Here is a 16,784-nt window from a genome sequence, read left to right as displayed (position 1 = left end):
ATTTTGATGGATTGAGGGGCTTTTTCGGGATTTGGCGGAACGGAGTCAAGGCATACTCCACCGTCGTCCCGGGGCACGCGAAGCGCCCCGGGACGACAGCGGTTATTGGGGCGACAGCCTGCCCAAAAACCTCGCCAAATCATCCGTGACGTGGTCAACATGGGCGGCATCGCGGCCTTCCAGTTCCCAATCCTCGCGCACCACTTCCTTGGTGCCGTCAGGCACCACCAGCACCGTGGTCATGCCGAGCTCATGCGGGACGGTAAGGTTGCGGGCGAGATCCTCGAACATGGCGGCTTTGGTCGGGTCGACCGCATGCAGGTCGAGGAATTTCCGGTAGGTCTGCGCCGCGGGCTTCGGCTCGAATTCGGCCGCGATGATGTCGAACACGCCGTCGAAATGTGAGCCGAGGCCGAGCCGCGCCAGCACCGCATCGACATGATCGACCGAGCCGTTGGTCAGGATCAGTTTTCGCCCAGGCAATTTTGCGATGGCTTCGCCGAGCGCCGGGTTCGGCTCCAGCGGCGAATGGTCGATCTTGTGCACGTAAGCGAGATAGTCGTCGGCGCGCACGCCATGCAGGGTCATCATGCCGCGCATGGTGGTGCCGAAGCGCTGGTAATAGTCTTTCTGGATCTTGCGCGCTTCCTCTGGGCCGACCTGCAGCCAGTTGCATACGAACTCCCCGATCCGCGCATCGACCTGCTGCCACAGATTGACGTGATGCGGATAGAGCGTGTTGTCGAGGTCGAACACCCAGGTGTCGATGTGGGCGAAGTCGCGGGGGGATTTCATCAAAACTCTCTCAATCAAGGCAGCGCAAAGCGCAGCGTCTTGCCGCCGCTCGACATGTCGACCGCGCCAAAACTCGTCGCCGCAAATCCGCGCGCGCCGCAATCGGTCTGCTCGTTGGTCTCGAACTTGGTCTCGCGGGTGCAGAGCTGCTTGTCGCCGCCCCAGTTCAGCGGCTTGTCCTTCAGCTTGATGGCGCGGTTGTCGCCATCGACCGCTTCCGCGAAGCTGAAGATCTGCTTCGGCTGGCCGGCAACGTCAGGATGCAGGCATGTCCTGGGATCGATGCGGTACCAGCCGCGGCTGGTCACCGACTTGCCGTCGTCGGTCGCGACTGCCGCCATCACCTTGTGCGGCGTGTCGTTGCACCAGGTCAGACCGCTGCTGGACGGCGTCTGCGCCGCATCGACCATGGTCTTGAAGAGATTCGGCGAGGACACCACGTCCGCGGACAATCCGCGGCTCTTCAGGAACGCAGCCAATGCGGCCTGCGTCTTCGGCCCGTCGACGCCGTCGATCGCGCCGACATCGTAGCCCGCGATCACCAGCAGCCGCTGGATGCCGGCGCGCCGGGCCTGCTCGTCGTCATATTCGGAATCCTCGGCGAGATAGGCGACGAGATGACCGTCGTCGCCTTGCGTCGGCGTGATCTGGGTGAAGGCGGCTTGCGTCTGTCCGCTGCGGCACTGCCGCGCGGCCGCGATGACGAAATTGTCCTGCGCCACACACAGCGTGTCGCTGCCGTTCTGCGGGATCGGGGACGCACCATAGACGCCGAGCGCGCGGGCATTGAGCAGGATGCGGTCGGCGGTGAGCGTGCCCTGCACCACGACGCGGCAGCTGGCGGGATCGATCCTGAACCAGCCCCGCGTCGCGGTCGCCGCCTTGTCGTCGATGCCGATCGCGGCCTCGACGACATAGGACATGCGGTTGCAGATCTTGAGATCGGCAAACGCCGGCGCGGAGGAGAAGAAGAACGAGACGGCCGCTGCGGGCAGAGACATCAGAACGCGTGTAAAGGTTGAGCGACGGTGACGCCGAGCCCTCAGCTCGTCATGCCCGGGCTTGTCCCGGGCATCCACGTTCTTTGCGCGGGACGAAAGATCGTGGATGGCCGGGACAGGCCCGGCCATGACGGTATCTCTCGTCTTCCCGACTCTCACTTATGTATCAGCGTTCCCGTGCCCGTGTTGGTGAAGAGCTCGAGCAGCACCGCGTGCTGCATCTTGCCGTCGATGATGACGACGCCCTCGACGCCCTGCTCCAGCGCGTAGATGCAGGTCTCGACCTTCGGGATCATGCCGCCGGAAATGGTGCCGTCGGCGATCAATTTGCGGGCGTCCTTCACCGAGAGCTGCGGAATCAGCTTCTTCGACTTGTCGAGCACACCCGGCACGTCGGTGAGCAGCAAGAGACGCTTGGCCTTCAACGCACCGGCGACCGCACCGGCAAAGGTGTCGGCGTTGACGTTCAGCGTCAGGCCGTCCTTGGAGGTCGCGAGCGGCGCCAGCACCGGGATCAGCTCGTAGCCGATCAGCTGGTTGAGCAAGGTGAGGTCGACCTTCTCGGGGTCGCCGACGAAGCCGAGATCGATCGCCTTCTCGATATGCGAGTCCGGATCGACGATGGTGCGCGTCGTCTTCGACGCCTTCACCATGTTGCCGTCCTTGCCGGACAGTCCCACGGCCTTGCCGCCAGCCTCGTTGATGTAGCCGACGAGCGACTTGTTGACGGAGCCGGCGAGCACCATCTCGACGATCTCGATGGTCGCGGCATCGGTGATGCGCAGACCGGCCGCGAATTCCGAGACGATGCCGAGGCGCTTGAGCATGGTCGCGATCTGCGGCCCGCCGCCATGCACCACCACCGGATTGATCGCGGTCTGCTCGAGCAGCACGATGTCGCGGGCAAAGTTCTTCGCGGTCGCCTCGTCGCCCATGGCATGGCCGCCATATTTGATGACGATGGTTTCTTCGTCGTACTGCTGCATGTGCGGCAGCGCTTCGGACAGGATGCGGGCCTGGTCGAGCGGGGAGATTTCGGTCATGAGGCGGATCTCGGCTTGCGGGACTAACGCGGCCAGCGTTCTATCTGATTGGCGGGCGAGGCGCAAAGTGTGACTGCCATGCCGCCGCTACGGACCGCGCTTGGCCGCCACCGCCGCCAGCGTCACCGCCAGCCAGCTCAAGATCATTGTCGTTCCGCCGGTCGGTGCCGCGAACGGAAACAGCGAATGGCCGGCATATTGCAGCACAGTGAGGTCGCCCGCGAACAGCGCGGCGCCGATCACGAAGCCGATCGCGGCGATCAGGCCAATTCCGCCGTGCAGAAGGCCGCGCGCGAGCAGGGCGACTGAGGCCAATATGGCAGTTGCATGAAACAGCAGCATGGCGCTTGCGGAGGCAAGCCGGCTGGCGTCAGCGCCATGGGCGGAGGCGGCGGCCAGCGCGACGCCGGCGGCGCCCATCAAGCCGGCAAGCCCGATCAGCAGGCGAGCCATCACTTGGTCCGCTCCTCCAGCAGCTTTGCCATCGCGGCGCGCAGCTCGGCCATGCCGGTCGCGCTGCGCGACGAGGTCGCGATCACGTTCGGGAACGCGGCCGGATGCTTTGCGAGCGCGGCTTCCGTCTCGGCGATGCAGGATTCGAGCTCGGCGGCTTTCACCTGGTCGGCCTTGGTGAGCACGACCTGGTAGCTGACGGCGGAGCGGTCGAGCGTCTTGAGCACTTCGAGATCGACATCCTTTAGCCCGTGCCGCGCGTCGATCAGCACATAGACGCGCGCGAGCGAGGCACGCCCCAGCAGGAATTTGTGGATCAGCTCGGTCCAGGACGCGACCTGGCTCTTCGGCGCCTTGGCATAGCCATAGCCGGGCATGTCGACGAGGCGCAGGTCGGTTTTCCCGGGGACCTCGAAGAAGATCAGCTCCTGGGTGCGGCCCGGCGTATGCGAGGTGCGCGCCAGCGCGTTGCGGCCGGTCAGCGCGTTGATCAGGCTCGACTTGCCGACATTGGAGCGGCCGGCAAAGGCGATCTCCAGCCCCGCCATCGGCGGCAGCGTTTGAATCGAGGGCGAAGCCCAGATGAACTGCCAGTCGCGGGCGAACAGCTTTCGCCCGGTCTCGATCAGCTTCGCATCTTTGTCGTCGGTCATGCGAAGGCTTTCAGTTGTTTACCGCGTCATTGCGAGCGAACCGAAGCAATCCAGACTTGTTTTGCGGAAACAGTCTGGATTGCTTCGTCGCTCCGCTCCTCGCAATGACGGAGAGCTACGTCGCCTTTCTCGCGAACGTCGCCTTGAGATTGTCGAACAGCTCCACCTTCACGCCGTTGCGGCGCATGATGAAGCTCTGCTGGAGCACGGAGAGCGTGTTGTTCCAGGCCCAGTAGATCACGAGGCCCGCCGGGAAGCCCGCCAGCATGAAGGTGAAGATCAGCGGCATCCAGTTGAAGATGATCTGCTGCGTCGGATCCGGTGGCGTCGGGTTCAGCTTCATCTGGAACCACATCGTGATGCCCATGATGATCGGCCAGATGCCGAGCGCGAGATAGTGGCCGAACAGCGGCAGCGTGGTCGGATCGAACGGGATCAGCCCGAACAGCGTGAACAGGTTGGTCGGATCCGGCGCCGAGAGGTCCTTGATCCAGCCGAAGAACGGCGCGTGCCGCATCTCGATGGTGACGAACAGCACCTTGTAGAGCGAGAAGAACACCGGGATCTGGATCACCACGGGAAGACAGCCGGCGACCGGATTGATCTTCTCCTTGCGGTAGATCTCCATCATCTCCTGCTGCTGCTTCACCTTGTCGTCGGGATAGCGCTCTTTCAGCGCCTGAAGCTGCGGCTGGACCGATTTCATCTTCGCCATCGACGCGTAGGACTTGTTCGCCAAGGGGAAGAACAACAGCTTCACGATCACGGTCACGAGCAGGATCGAGATGCCGAAATTGCCGAAGAAACGGTAGAAGAAGTCGAGGCCGAGGAACATCGGCTTGGTGATGAAGTAGAACCAGCCCCAGTCGATCAAGAGATCGAAATGGTTCAGCCCGAGCTCCTTGTTGTAGCCGCCGAGCCCTGCGAACGGGAACACGCCGACGACGCCGGCTTCCTTGGCACCGGCGAACAGCCGCGCGTTTGCGGTCGCCGTGCCGCCGATCGCGACGGTGACGGGGTCGAGCAGATAGTCGGTCTGGTAGGTATGGACGTTGCCGGCGAGGTTCGAGGAGAACTTCGCCTGGAGCTGCGCACTGGTGTCGGGCAGCAGCGCCGAGGCCCAGTACTTGTCGGTCATGCCGAGCCAGCCATTGGTGGCCTTGAAGTTGACCGACTTGGCTTCGTCGATCTTCTTGTAGGCGTATTCCTGCAGGCCATCGAGATAGCCGATCAGGCCTTCATGCAGGATGTAATAGCCCGACACCTGCGGCGTGCCGTGACGCGAGATCAGCGCGAACGGATAGAGCGTCACCGGCGCATTGCCGACATTGCTCACGTCGTCCTTGATGGTGAAGAGGTAGTGGTCGTCGACCGCGATGGTGCGGCGGAAGGTGAGGCCTTCGCCATTGTCCCATTTCAGCACCGCCGGCGTGGTCGGCGTCAGGCTGCCGCTGCCCTCCTGCTGCCAGACGGTCTGGGCATCAGGCATCTTCGCCGTCACGCCCGTTGCCGCCACCCAGCCGAACTCGGCGTAATAGGGCTCTGCCGTGCCGGAAGGCGAATAGAGAATGATCGGCGGCGACTTCGGGTCGACCGTCTCGCGGAATTGCAGCAGCGCGAGGTCGTCGATGCGGCCGCCCTTGAGCGAGATGCTGCCGGCGAGGCGCGGCGTCTCGATCTTCACGCGGGGGCTCGCAGCAATCGCGGTGTCGCGGCTGACGGTCGGCTGGGCCTGCTGGTTCGCGCCCGGCGCGGTGGTGGGCGCAGGCGCGCTGCCGGATTGCGGCGTGGCGCCCGGCGTCGTGGACGCCGTCGGCTGCGGCGCGGTCTTCTGGAGCTCGGCCTGCGCCTGCTGCTGGGCGCGCTGCTTCTCCATCGCCGGCACGTTGTAGAAATATTGCCAGGCGATCAGCACCAGGCCGGAGAGAATGACGGCGAGGATGGTATTGCGATTGTCAGTCATCACTATGGTCTCGTCATCAATCCGGTTTGCGGCTGGCGGCTGGGCCGGGGCTTGGATCGAGCCTTGGCCCGCGTCCCTTTGCCTGTCCCTCGTAAGGTCCCTTGTTAGGTCCCTTGGCCGTATGCCGCGCGGGCTTCGTGAACGCTATGCGCAGATCGTCGAGCATGGTCGTGAAGTCGCGCGAAAGCGCGTCCCTGCGGCCGACCAGCACGTAATCATGATGGGGTTGCATCGACACCGGATCGAGCCGCTTCACCAGTTCGCGAAGCCGGCGCCGGATGCGATTGCGCTCGGGGGCGTTGCCGTTCTTTTTGGTAACGGTGAAGCCGATCCGGATCGGGCCGCTGTCGTCGCGACTGCGGCTTTGCAAGACGAACGCGGGACTATTCACCCGCGCGCCATTGGCAACGGCGAGGAAATCCGCTCGCTGCCTCAGCCGATCCATAATGAAATCCCAAAAAGGGGGTCCGGCTCAGGCGCTCAGACGCTTGCGGCCGCGGGCGCGGCGGGCAGCCAGAACCTTGCGACCGCCGGCGGTCGCGAGACGGGCCCGGAAGCCATGGCGGCGCTTGCGCACCAGTTTGCTGGGTTGATAAGTCCGCTTCACGGGTTTTTCTCCGCTGACCGGGCAATTTGCCTGTAGAATTGATGATAAAGTCCGGAAGATGCGGCCCAAAATGAGCCATTTCCGGCCCCAGAAGAGCCGCTCCCCGGTGTCGCACCGGGTCATCGCGGACAATTTGCGCGGCTTATATGCGAGCGTCTTGTTTTCGTCAACGCCGCAGGACCGCACAGTTCCGGTGAATATCACTGTTTCCTCGGGGTTTTTAACCCTTGAGGTGGCGATTAGCGATATCAGCGCCTACATCCCACCTTGGCAGATTAGCGATCCGTAATTTGACCGCCCCCCGGGGCGGGTCGCATCCTCCATCAGTCGAACTCTATCAGAAGGCCAGCAGGGGCGAATTTCGTGGTAGCGACAGACCTCCAGCAGCCGACCCAAAATCTGGATCGAGATACGGATCAAGATCCGGATCGGCCAGCGGACCAGCCGGTGACGCGCTCGCGCGGGCCGGGTGGGCTTGGCCTGTCCGGAAAACTGCTGCTGCTGACCGTCCCCCTGGTGATGATCGCGGCCGTCCTGCTCTATGTGCCCGCGATCGCCAACTTCTGGGTCAACCGGCTCAACGACCGCGTTGCCGCGGCCAACACGGCGGCGCTGGTGCTCGATGCGGCGCCGCTCGGCATGGTGCCGGATTCGCTGTCGCGAGAGATCCTGAAAAGCATCAATGCGCGCGCGGTCGCCATCAAGATGGGCCAGCAGCGCCGCCTGCTCGCCAGCGACAATCTGCCCGCCACGATCGAGCACGACATCGACCTGCGCGACCTGACGGTATGGCAGGCCATCACCGGCTCGTTCCAGATGATGCTGGAGACCGGCAACCAGCCGATCCGCATCGTCGGCCCCGGCGTCGGCAACGCCCAGTTCATCGAGATCGTCACCGACGATCAGCCGCTGCGGCAGTCGATGTACCGCTTCTCCCGCAACGTCGTGGTCGTCGCGCTGATCATCGGCGTTTTGACCGCGGGCCTCGTTTATCTCGCGCTCCATTATCTCTTCGTGCGGCCGATGCGGCGGCTGACCGCGAGCCTGGTCGGATTCCACGAAAATCCCGAAAGTTCGGCCCGGATCATCGTGCCGAGCCAGCGCAGCGACGAAATCGGCGTCGCCGAGCGCGAATTATCGGACATGCAGCGCGACCTGATGTCGATGCTGCATCAGAAGAGCCGGCTCGCCGCGCTTGGCCTCGCCGTCTCCAAGATCAACCACGATCTGCGCAATCTGCTGGCCTCGGCGCAGCTGTTGTCGGACCAACTCGCCAGCGTGCCTGATCCGCGGGTGCAGCGTTTTGCGCCAAAGCTGGTGCGCTCGCTCGAGCGCGCCATTGCCTTCTGCCAGTCGACGCTGTCCTACGGCCGCGCCCAGGAGGCCGCGCCCGACCGCCGCATGATGCTGGTCGAGCCGGTCGTGCTGGAGGTGCGCGAGACCGCCGGTCTTGGCAATGACGTCTCGATTGCCTGGGTCGCCGCGATCGAGCGTGGGCTCGCGGTCGATGCCGATCCCGACCAGTTGTTCCGCGTGCTGCTCAATCTGGTGCGCAACGCCGCCCAGGCGCTGGAGAGCCATGCCTCCGGCGACGGCGGCCCGCAGCAGATCCGGATCACGGGAAAGCGCGAAGGCGCGGTCGCCATCCTGGAGGTCTCCGATACCGGCCCGGGCGTGCCCGAGAGGACCCGGGAGCATCTGTTCGAGGCGTTCCAGACCTCCGGCCGTCCCGGCGGCAGCGGGCTGGGCCTCGCCATCGCCGCCGAGCTGGTCCGTGCCCATGGCGGCGACATCCATCTGGTCGAAGGCACCATCGGCGCCACCTTCCGGATCGTCATGCCCGACCGTCCCGTGGAACTCCTCTCCATCCGCAACGAGCGGCAGCGGGCCTAGTCGGCCAAAGGCCGACACAAAAACCGTCATCTCCCTGCAAAATCTCCCCATCCCGGACCTTGCCAATCGGGACAAGAGCGGTTAGTCAGAGCGCTCTTTCGCACCCCTCCGGCGCTGTCTGGAGGCTGCTTGCGGGCCCAGCCCGCGCTGTTTGCGAAAACGCGCCCGTAGCTCAGCTGGATAGAGCATCAGACTACGAATCTGAGGGTCGGACGTTCGAATCGTTCCGGGCGCGCCATTCTACGCCAGAGCACGACTTAGCGACCTTCTTCCGCCCTTTCTGCGCAAATGCGGCAAATTGCAAAATCTACGCCGTCTCCGGCCGAAACCACTCCGGCGACGGCCCGGATATCGCCTCGATCTCGGCTACGAAACTGCGGTCGAGGGAGCCGACCAGCGCCGCGAGATTTTCGACGATCTGTCGCCATCGCTCTGCCCCGCCGATCGGAAACTGACCGACAAATTCGCCCCCTCCCACCATACCTCGGGCGGCCTGGCGCGAGAGCGGCAGATTAAGCGCCGCCTTGAAGCCGTGGTCATCGGCCAGGCCAATCACCTTCATGGAGGCGTTGACAGTGCTGCCCCAGCCTCCGATGTCGACGTGAACGTGCACGGCAAGGTTTTTTGGCGTCCGCCGCTGCAGCTTGAACGAGGCATGGTCGCCGCGGCAGTCATAGCCGAGTGGTGCGAAGGCCTCGACGAGCGCCGGCTTCTTCGGACCCGTCGCAGGGATCCCGGTAGCTGTTGGGCTGATTTCTGCCGAGCGGTCTTCCTGATGTGGCAGATCGTGCGGCAGCGTTTCCAAGAGTTCGGTCATTCTCTCACGATAGGCGCGCACGACAGATCGGATGGCTTCACCCATTTCCGATCCCGCGATGCCCCGAGCAGCGGCGGGCGGAGTCCCCGGCTGCGACATCTGGAACGGCACCTGCATGGTCTTGCGGACCTTGCCGCATGCGGCAAAGACTCCGGCAACGTTGGCTGGTGGAGGAGGGAGCTTTTTCGCCGCTGCATCGGCCTCCACAAGGCGCAGCGCCGCCACGGATCGTTGGCGGCCGTTGACCCACCAGGAATCCCTCACGTTGATGCCGGCCGAGGTCGGTTGACCCGCGAAGACATCCACGCCGGCGCGCGCCAGCATGCTGATGGTCCGCGGATCGGCGGCCGGCGGCAGTTCCGGCCCTTCTGAAAATCCCGACGCGGAGAAGTGAAACCCGACGCCGTGACATGGGAAAGACCGGGGCACGCCGCGCGCGATCTCCTTGATGATTGCAAAATCGATCGGCTCGATCGCGCCGCGCTCCGTGACGTTCGACATCGCCCGCGTGTGGCCGCGGGCGGCGGGTCCGACAATGCGGGCGAAACGTTCCAGCTCAGGCCAACGCTTGAGCACGCGCTCGATGCTCGATACGCGCTTGGTGCCCATGATCTGCACGATGGCGCTGATCTCGGCGCTGTTGGGTGGGTCGGACATCGAGAACCGGATGGCGGGTTCGCCGAAGCCTTGATCGATGAAGGCCTGGTGAGCCCGCTCGACGACGTCGACAAGAGGCACCTTGCGGCTGGCCGCGAACGTCGTGAAGACCGCAATGAGCATCCTTGACCTCCTGTGGCGGATTCCTATGCGGCGCTGCGCCAATTTTCCATTAGCGGGCACAGTTAATATGGGTGTCATGCCAGGTTTCGGATCACTGCGATCACTAAGGTGGGCGCCGCGCCAGGTTCAAGTTCCTGGCTTTGTCCAGATTGCGGGCCTTTTCCAGCGCGGCTGCGCTCGGCAAGAGGGCCGACGCGAGGTCGGTCTCGGTGAAATCGGCACCTGCGAGATTGGTGTTGGACAAGTCGGCTCCCGAAAGGTCGGCACGGCTAAGATTGCAATTCGCCAGATTGGCGTTCTGCAGCTGCGCGAATTCGAGATCGGCGCGCGCGAGATTGGCGCCGTTCAGATCGGCATTCCTGAGATCGGCGGATTTGAGCACGCCACGCATCAAGCCCATCGATTGGTTGCGCATATCAGCGCTCAAATCGGCGCCAGCAAGCTTAGCTCCGATCAAGCTGGCACCAGAAAGATCCGCGGTTATGCGAGCGCTGTTCAAATCGGCGCCGCCAAGCTTGGCGCGCTGCATCTGCGTGCCGAGGAGTGATGCCTTTACGAGAGACGCCCCGGTCAAATCCGCGTCGATCAGCCAAGCCTGGTTGAGGATGGCACGATCGAAGGTTGCGCCTTTCAGGCTGGTCCGGTTGAGCTTGACGAGCCGGAGATTGCTGCCGGAGAAGTCGAGCCCCGAGAGATCGAGGTGCGACAGCCGCTTTCCCTGCAAATCCGCAGAGCTTTGGCCCGCGGCATCTTGAGGCGCCGCCTTGAGAAGCGTCTCGACCTCGACCCGCGTCATCTCGGATGTCGACATTTCGGGGCTGTTGAGGTCGACGCTGCGCAGCATGTCCTGCGACACGGCGTCGATGGGATTAACCAATAGCGCCGCCATCGACACAAGAGCAAACGCGAGACGAAACAGCATCGCTGTCTCTCCGCTTTCCAGTAACCCGGTATTGTCTCTTGCATTTATCGGGTCGGTCGCACCGTCACGTTAGCCGGTCGAGGTGCGCCTCCGGGCTACCTGAGAGTATGAAACCGGATTACGGTTCTCGCAATGCCCGTGATCGCCCCGTCCAAGGAAAGCTGCTCGCGAAAGGCGAAGTGCCGGATCGCAGTCTATCGCAGTCCTGGCGATTTGAGCGCGCAACCGGGCCCCCCTCATAGCGCCACGGCGAAGCAGTAGTGCCCATCTTCATCGGCTGTGGCGCGCCATTTCGGAATCCGCTATTGGCGCCAAAGTCGGTCGGTCCTTCGATTCAACCCGTCAAGTTGTTCGAGTTGAGTGCACTGTCACCATAACCCCGGGTTCGGCTTGCCGGCTCCGCACATTCAGGAATCCAGCGGGATAAGCTCGTGGGCCTGCGCAACCACCTCGGATGGTACGGTAACGCCAAGTCGCTGGGCAGTCCGAAGGTTGACCACGAGTTCATGGGATAACGCCGCCTCGATCGGCAAGTCGCCTGGATTGGCGCCTCGGAGGATCTTGTCGGCATAGCCCGCCATGTATCGCGTCGCCTTGCGCAGATTAGTGCCGTAAGCGATCAGGCCTCCCGCGTCGAGCATTGATATCGGAAAGACCGTGGGTAAGCGGTGGGCCACGGCCAAATCGGCTATCTCCTTCCGGCAAGCCTGGTTGATTGGCTCCTCAAGAACGACCAGTGCCTGGGCGTGCTCCCGCTCCATCGCCGCAAAGGCCTTATCGTATTCCGGAGCTGGTGCCTCTACACGGATGACTTGCGGGCGTAGCTGTAGAGCCAACGTCGCTTCCCGGTTCGAATTCGACATGCAGTCGGAAACGCCGAGATCGCTTAGGACAGCGACACGTTCAAGGCCAGGATTCACGGCCCTGAGAAACTGCAATTGTGTTGTGGCTTGGCGCGGATCAAAGGTAGTGACCCCTGTAACGTTTCCGCCGGGATGCTCGAGGTTGATGGCCAAGCCGTCGCCGATCGGCTCGACCACGACTGCGAATACAATTGGTATGGTCGAGGTAGCCTTGCGAACCGCTCGCACCGTCACCGCTCCGATGACGGCGATGAGGTCGACACCCAGGCTCACCATTTCGGTAGCAAATTCAGGCAGCCGCTGCAGTTGTCCTTCGGCTGCTCGGATCTCAAATCGGATGCTTTCGCCTTCCACCCAATCGAGGTCAGCGAGTCCCGCTCTGAAGCCTTCGATCGGATATGCCGAACCGGCAACGACTATGCCGATGCGCTTCATGAGTGTGGTTCTCCCGAGACTAACTCGGCGAAAACAATAGCACGCGCGAACGAGAGTGGCACCACCTTGGTAGTTGGTTCCAGCCGCCGACGGCAGGGTGACCGGCCCTGCGGTATCGGCGCGCCCGACCGTTCGTCTGGCACGATGCGTGCCAGTCCCTCACTTCACGGTTACGGCCATTTTTACGGATGGATGAATGTTGCACCGGACCCTGTAGGCGCCCGACTTGTCAAACTTGTAGCTCAATAGCTTGCCCGGCTTCTGCAGGCCAAGGTCGACACTGTCATCGTCGCCGGGCCCGAAGATGTGAATGTTGTGTATGACGTCGTCGTCATTGGTGAAGCTCAACCGGTCGCCCTTGCCCAGGGAGACCGATGCCATGTTCAAGGCCAGTCCGCGCTGGATGACGGTGATGGTGGTCGCTGCCGGCACGGCAACGACCAGTCCCATCAGAATGGCCATGGCGATTGAAAGGCGAAGCGACATGCTGACTCCCTCGATGACCGGCGCCGTTAGAATTTCACCGCTGTCCAGAGGCTGAAATAGAAGTGATTGTTTCTGTGGGCGTCCGCGTAGCTGCCGTCGAAGCTGAAATAGTTGACGTACTGAACGGCGAGCCGCACATTCATGTTCTGAAATGGCGAATCCGGCTTGCCCCAAGGCGCATAGGCGACCTCAAAGATCATGCCGTCGGAATTGGGGCTGCCGTTGGCGGTCGCCCAGTAGTTGGGATCTGCGGTGCCCACGGTGCGAAAATATTGGACGGACGGCGTCACAGTGGCCGCGAAGCTGTAGGACACATCGAAGCGCATCGTGTCGAGCCAATGATCGGCGAGCGCCCCCGTCGCTTCCAGTCCTTCGCTGGCCAATCTGGCGGTCTCGTGGATGTAGGTCGCATGCGCCGACAGCCTGTCGCTGGTCACCTTGGCAGGATCGGAGATGAACTGGTAAGTCGCGTCCACCGCCACGTCGCTTTTGCGGACGGCGAAGCCGAGGGTCTGGTCGCCGCCCGGAATGACATTGGCGGACAGTGCATAGGCGCCGATCTCCAGATGATGACGCTTGTCGCCCCAATCCTTGAGCATGGCAACGCGGGCATAGGGGAGAAAGCTTGCGGTCTGGTCGCCGTCATCGGGAACCTGGCCCAGCGCTCTCAGCGTCGGAGCGTTGAGACCCCTGTAGACGTCACCCTCCAGGTACAGGAAGTCGTTCCAGAGCGAATAGACGCCGACGCCGGCGACGCGCTGTCCGAGACCGCCGTCGACCAGTGCTGAAGCCGTTGGCGTGGGGGCCAGCGCGGAGCGATTATACGGAAACCCCCACACCGGCGTCGAATTCCAGGGATCCTGTACCGTTGGATTGTTGTTGGCCGTCACGCCCAAGAGCACGTCCTGGCCGAACAACTGGCCTTCGGTGACGTAGCGGATATCGACATTGTTGAGGGCGGCCCGCTGGGCCACGCCGTCGTAATTCAACTCGATGAAGCCGCCTACCTTTGGTGCAATCTGTCCTGCATAGTAAAGCGACAGTTGATCGATGGCGAAGTTGTCGTTCGGCTTGAAGCCGGGCGCCGCCCCGCCGGGCTGCGGCTGAACGGTGTGGGTGAAGGAGGATTGCACGGTCATCGCCAGAGGGAGTCCATGATCCTTGCCGTCGTTGGCAGTATAGCCGTGCAGCTTGAAGTCGCGGCCATAGGGGGTCAATTGCGGGCCGAATGCGCCGATGTGACAGGCGGCGCAAGGCTGGCCGGTCTGGATCGCGAAGGAGGGAACGGCGAGCGCAGGCCGCGTCGTCACCGCAATCGCCAACAGCGCGACCAGCGGCAGGATCAGCAACCCCCCACCCGGAAAACCAGGAAGCGACCACAGGTGCCATGCGGTGGCGCACGCTGAGGCCTTCTGCACCGCCGCATGCCGCGCCGTCGTCCTGCGCAACAAGTCCAAAAACATGTTCCGCATTCTCGATCTCAAATGGACAAGGTCGCGATGCCAACAAAAGCCGAATATGGTTAATGATCCGTCAAAAAAGACGTTTCCGCGCGCACTTGGACCGCTGGCCGGTTCCACCTGGGCCCAGCGTTGAGTGTCCACCTCGCCTTAATACAAGGCGGCTAGCCTCTGCCGGTTCGCCAATGCCCAAGGGGGAGCGAGGTGACCTCTGCCGAGACTGACGTGGGTGCGATGAGCGCGCGGCCTCACGGAAACCTGCATGCCGATCGCTCCGGTGAACGAGACGCGATCTCCTTTCGCCGGCAGTTTCTCGTCATCACGATCTGCCTGCTGGCGGTCAATCTGATGATCGGCCTGTTCGCCCGCTATCAGCAACGCGCGATCAGCGACTACGCAGCGACGATCTACGACACCGCATTCATCTCCACCAACTATGTCAGCCTCGCCCAGATCGCGTTTCAGCATTATGTCGACGAGCGCTTGCGCGCAGCCGAGCCCGGCCAGGCTGCAAAGGCCAGTGAGCTGCTGGAAGCGGTGCTGGATGATATGGACGTAGCGATCGAAAGGTCGAGCTCCCCGCGCGCCCGCGCCGATGGCGAGAGCGTCAGGGCGAGCATTGCCAATCTTCTCAGTGCGGCAATGGACGCTCCAGAGCTGGAGAATCGGATCGCCGAGATCCAGCAGCGAATGGAGCGGCTGCACCAGAGAAACTCGGACGTCGGCCTGCAGGCTCGCGACGACATCGAAGCATTTTCCCGCAAATCCGACCTGCTTCTGTTCGGTTCGACCGCGATCAGCATCATGCTGGCCGGGCTGATGCTATACGCGATCCACCGCATGATCGGTTCGCTGAATGCGCGGTCAAGCGACCGCCTTTACACTGCGCTCGAGGGCATGCCGCAGGGCCTTAGTATGTTCGATGAGGCGCAGCGGCTGATCGTCTGCAATGCAAGGTTTGCCGCCATGTACGGCCTTGGATTCGAACTGACCGAACCCGGTACCTCGCTTCGAGCCATTCTCGAATACCGCGCCGAGAACGGGACATCCGTGGCGAATACCGGCAGTTTTGTCGAAGAAGAACTGGCGCTGGCACGTCAGTCGACCGACGCCGCCTTCGAACATCAATTGCAGGATGGCCGGATAATTGCTGTGACCAAAGCGCCGCTTAGCACCGGCGGCGCCGTCACCATCCACATGGACGTGACCGAGAAGCGAAATTCAGAAAAACAGATCGCGTTCCTGGCGCATCACGATCCACTGACCGGGCTGGCAAACCGGGTCCAATTGCGCGCGCATATCGAGAAAACGTTGGAATCCGTCAGGCGCGGCGGCAACGCCGCCGTGCTGTGCCTGGATCTGGATCATTTCAAGACTGTCAACGACACCCTCGGTCATCCGGTCGGAGACGCGCTCTTGTGTGCCGTCTCCGACCGGTTGCGCGCCCTTGCGTCCGACAGAGATGTGATCTCCCGCACCGGTGGCGACGAATTCTCGATCGTGCAATTCGGTCCGGACGCGTCGATGGCAGCCGCGGCCTCCCTGGCTGCCCGCATCGTCGAAGTCTTGTGCGTGCCTTTCGAGCTCGGCGATCATCATGTTGTCATCGGAGCAAGCGTCGGCATCGCCATTGCGCCCGATGACGGCGACAACGCGGATCAGCTGTTGAAGAACGCCGACATGGCTCTGTATCGCGCAAAAGGAGATGGACGGGCTCGATTCCATTTCTTCGAAGCGGAAATGGACGTCAAGGCCCAGGCCCGCCGCGTGCTCGAGCTCGATCTTCGCAACGCCTTGCCGGCCGGCGAATTCGAGGTCTTTTACCAACCCATCGTCAGCCTCGCGCAGGACAATATCTCGGGATTCGAAGCATTGCTGCGTTGGAATCATCCTGTTCGCGGCAGAATTCCGCCAAATGAGTTCATTCCGTTGGCCGAGGAGACCGGTCTCATCGTCCCAATAGGCGAGTGGGTGATCCGGCAGGCCTGCAGCGAGGCCATGAGATGGCCAGCCGGATTGCGCGTAGCCGTGAACGTCTCGCCGGTCCAGTTCCGCAACAATTCGCTGATAGCCGCTGTCGTCTCCGCGCTGGCCGCTTCCAGGTTACCTGCCGATCAATTGGAGCTGGAAATTACCGAGACCGTCTTGATGACCAACAACGATGCAACCATCGCGGCGCTGCATCAGTTGCGAACCCTGGGCGTCCGGATCTCGATGGACGACTTCGGGACCGGATATTCCTCATTGAGCTATCTCCGCAGTTTCCCGTTCGACAAGATCAAGATCGATCAAAGCTTCGTCCGCGACCTCATCGACAGACCCGACTCCATTGCAATTATTCGAGCCGTCGCCGGACTCGGCCAAAGCTTTGGCATGACTACAACGGCGGAAGGCGTCGAGACCCAGGAGCAACTCGACAGGATGCGCGAGGAAGGTTGTAGCGAGGTGCAGGGATATTTCTACAGCAAGCCCGTGCCGGCCAGCGAGATTGCCCGACTGTTGGATGGTTTCCAGAAACGGGTGCAGGCTGTGGCCTAGTCGTCCTTTTCAACCGCCGGCTCGCTTGCGACCTCAAGATCCGGTTCTGCCGAAAAGCAGCAAGATGCACGTCAC

The 16,784-nt window shown here is 62.7% G+C and carries 15 protein-coding genes and 1 tRNA gene; 3 read left to right on the top strand and 13 right to left on the bottom strand.

Going from position 1 to position 16,784, the window contains the following annotated elements; translation table 11 throughout:
• Positions 1–102: 102 nt before the first annotated feature.
• From ACP2YP_RS37445 to rpmH, 8 genes are all read right to left on the bottom strand, one after another.
• Positions 103–795, bottom strand: coding sequence for a pyrimidine 5'-nucleotidase (locus ACP2YP_RS37445; protein ID WP_426421306.1), 693 nt, complete (start codon positions 793–795; stop codon positions 103–105).
• Between the two features lie 14 nt (positions 796–809).
• The gene (locus tag ACP2YP_RS37440; RefSeq protein WP_426421305.1) at positions 810–1,796 is read right to left on the bottom strand and encodes a DUF1036 domain-containing protein; all 987 of its coding nucleotides are present in this window, start codon (positions 1,794–1,796) and stop codon (positions 810–812) included.
• A 155-nt stretch (positions 1,797–1,951) separates the two neighbouring features.
• Positions 1,952–2,839, bottom strand: coding sequence for an acetylglutamate kinase (gene argB, locus ACP2YP_RS37435; protein ID WP_426421304.1), 888 nt, complete (start codon positions 2,837–2,839; stop codon positions 1,952–1,954).
• Positions 2,840–2,926: 87 nt separating this feature from the next.
• Positions 2,927–3,292 (bottom strand): DUF423 domain-containing protein, encoded by a 366-nt coding sequence (locus tag ACP2YP_RS37430; RefSeq protein WP_426426414.1) that lies wholly within the window; start codon positions 3,290–3,292, stop codon positions 2,927–2,929.
• On the bottom strand, positions 3,292–3,945 hold the full coding sequence (gene yihA / locus ACP2YP_RS37425; RefSeq protein WP_426421303.1) for a ribosome biogenesis GTP-binding protein YihA/YsxC: 654 nt from the start codon (positions 3,943–3,945) through the stop codon (positions 3,292–3,294). The genes ACP2YP_RS37430 and yihA overlap by 1 nt, the downstream gene beginning before the upstream one ends.
• A 115-nt stretch (positions 3,946–4,060) precedes the next feature.
• Entirely contained in the window at positions 4,061–5,908 is a 1,848-nt protein-coding gene (gene yidC, locus ACP2YP_RS37420; protein WP_426421302.1) for a membrane protein insertase YidC, read from the bottom strand.
• Between the two features lie 16 nt (positions 5,909–5,924).
• Complete coding sequence (gene rnpA, locus ACP2YP_RS37415) at positions 5,925–6,353, bottom strand: ribonuclease P protein component (RefSeq protein ID WP_426421301.1); 429 nt, start codon at positions 6,351–6,353, stop codon at positions 5,925–5,927.
• A gap of 27 nt (positions 6,354–6,380) precedes the next feature.
• Complete coding sequence (gene rpmH, locus ACP2YP_RS37410) at positions 6,381–6,515, bottom strand: 50S ribosomal protein L34 (RefSeq protein WP_008542748.1); 135 nt, start codon at positions 6,513–6,515, stop codon at positions 6,381–6,383.
• Positions 6,516–6,878: 363 nt separating this feature from the next.
• On the opposite strand from rpmH, the gene ACP2YP_RS37405 reads away from it, so the two are divergent.
• Positions 6,879–8,408, top strand: a complete 1,530-nt coding sequence (locus ACP2YP_RS37405) for a sensor histidine kinase (protein WP_426421300.1) — start codon at positions 6,879–6,881, stop codon at positions 8,406–8,408.
• Between the two features lie 161 nt (positions 8,409–8,569).
• Positions 8,570–8,646: transfer RNA gene (locus ACP2YP_RS37400), tRNA-Arg, on the top strand.
• 69 nt (positions 8,647–8,715) lie between these two features.
• Here the strand turns inward: ACP2YP_RS37400 and ACP2YP_RS37395 are convergent.
• The 5 genes from ACP2YP_RS37395 to ACP2YP_RS37375 all read right to left on the bottom strand — a co-directional run bounded on the left by ACP2YP_RS37395 (position 8,716) and on the right by ACP2YP_RS37375 (position 14,174).
• Complete coding sequence (locus ACP2YP_RS37395) at positions 8,716–10,047, bottom strand: hypothetical protein (protein ID WP_426421299.1); 1,332 nt, start codon at positions 10,045–10,047, stop codon at positions 8,716–8,718.
• A 61-nt stretch (positions 10,048–10,108) separates the two neighbouring features.
• Positions 10,109–10,927: a pentapeptide repeat-containing protein gene (locus tag ACP2YP_RS37390; protein WP_426421298.1), complete on the bottom strand. Its 819-nt coding sequence runs from the start codon at positions 10,925–10,927 to the stop codon at positions 10,109–10,111.
• 407 nt (positions 10,928–11,334) lie between these two features.
• Positions 11,335–12,225, bottom strand: coding sequence for an ABC transporter substrate-binding protein (locus tag ACP2YP_RS37385; protein WP_426421297.1), 891 nt, complete (start codon positions 12,223–12,225; stop codon positions 11,335–11,337).
• Positions 12,226–12,384: 159 nt separating this feature from the next.
• The gene (locus tag ACP2YP_RS37380) at positions 12,385–12,711 is read right to left on the bottom strand and encodes a cupredoxin domain-containing protein (protein WP_426421296.1); all 327 of its coding nucleotides are present in this window, start codon (positions 12,709–12,711) and stop codon (positions 12,385–12,387) included.
• Positions 12,712–12,737: 26 nt separating this feature from the next.
• Positions 12,738–14,174, bottom strand: a complete 1,437-nt coding sequence (locus ACP2YP_RS37375; RefSeq protein ID WP_426421295.1) for a hypothetical protein — start codon at positions 14,172–14,174, stop codon at positions 12,738–12,740.
• Positions 14,175–14,375: 201 nt separating this feature from the next.
• Between ACP2YP_RS37375 and ACP2YP_RS37370 the strand changes: the two genes are divergently transcribed.
• Positions 14,376–16,709, top strand: a complete 2,334-nt coding sequence (locus tag ACP2YP_RS37370) for a putative bifunctional diguanylate cyclase/phosphodiesterase (protein ID WP_426421294.1) — start codon at positions 14,376–14,378, stop codon at positions 16,707–16,709.
• Positions 16,710–16,784: the final 75 nt, after the last annotated feature.

This window comes from Bradyrhizobium genosp. A, assembly GCF_049949275.1.
Taxonomy (GTDB): Bacteria; Pseudomonadota; Alphaproteobacteria; order Rhizobiales; family Xanthobacteraceae; genus Bradyrhizobium.
This window is presented reverse-complemented; position numbering and strand designations above follow the sequence as displayed.

What these genes read in the sequence shown, in the direction of transcription:
- ACP2YP_RS37390 (WP_426421298.1), bottom strand. Translation starts at nt 10,927, where the DNA reads ATGCTGTTTCGTCTCGCGTTTGCTCTTGTGTCGATGGCGGCGCTATTG.
- rnpA (WP_426421301.1), bottom strand. Translation starts at nt 6,353, where the DNA reads ATGGATCGGCTGAGGCAGCGAGCGGATTTCCTCGCCGTTGCCAATGGC.
- ACP2YP_RS37445 (WP_426421306.1), bottom strand. Translation starts at nt 795, where the DNA reads ATGAAATCCCCCCGCGACTTCGCCCACATCGACACCTGGGTGTTCGAC.
- ACP2YP_RS37380 (WP_426421296.1), bottom strand. Translation starts at nt 12,711, where the DNA reads ATGTCGCTTCGCCTTTCAATCGCCATGGCCATTCTGATGGGACTGGTC.
- ACP2YP_RS37440 (WP_426421305.1), bottom strand. Translation starts at nt 1,796, where the DNA reads ATGTCTCTGCCCGCAGCGGCCGTCTCGTTCTTCTTCTCCTCCGCGCCG.
- ACP2YP_RS37430 (WP_426426414.1), bottom strand. Translation starts at nt 3,292, where the DNA reads ATGGCTCGCCTGCTGATCGGGCTTGCCGGCTTGATGGGCGCCGCCGGC.
- ACP2YP_RS37375 (WP_426421295.1), bottom strand. Translation starts at nt 14,174, where the DNA reads ATGTTTTTGGACTTGTTGCGCAGGACGACGGCGCGGCATGCGGCGGTG.
- argB (WP_426421304.1), bottom strand. Translation starts at nt 2,839, where the DNA reads ATGACCGAAATCTCCCCGCTCGACCAGGCCCGCATCCTGTCCGAAGCG.
- ACP2YP_RS37385 (WP_426421297.1), bottom strand. Translation starts at nt 12,225, where the DNA reads ATGAAGCGCATCGGCATAGTCGTTGCCGGTTCGGCATATCCGATCGAA.
- yidC (WP_426421302.1), bottom strand. Translation starts at nt 5,908, where the DNA reads ATGACTGACAATCGCAATACCATCCTCGCCGTCATTCTCTCCGGCCTG.
- yihA (WP_426421303.1), bottom strand. Translation starts at nt 3,945, where the DNA reads ATGACCGACGACAAAGATGCGAAGCTGATCGAGACCGGGCGAAAGCTG.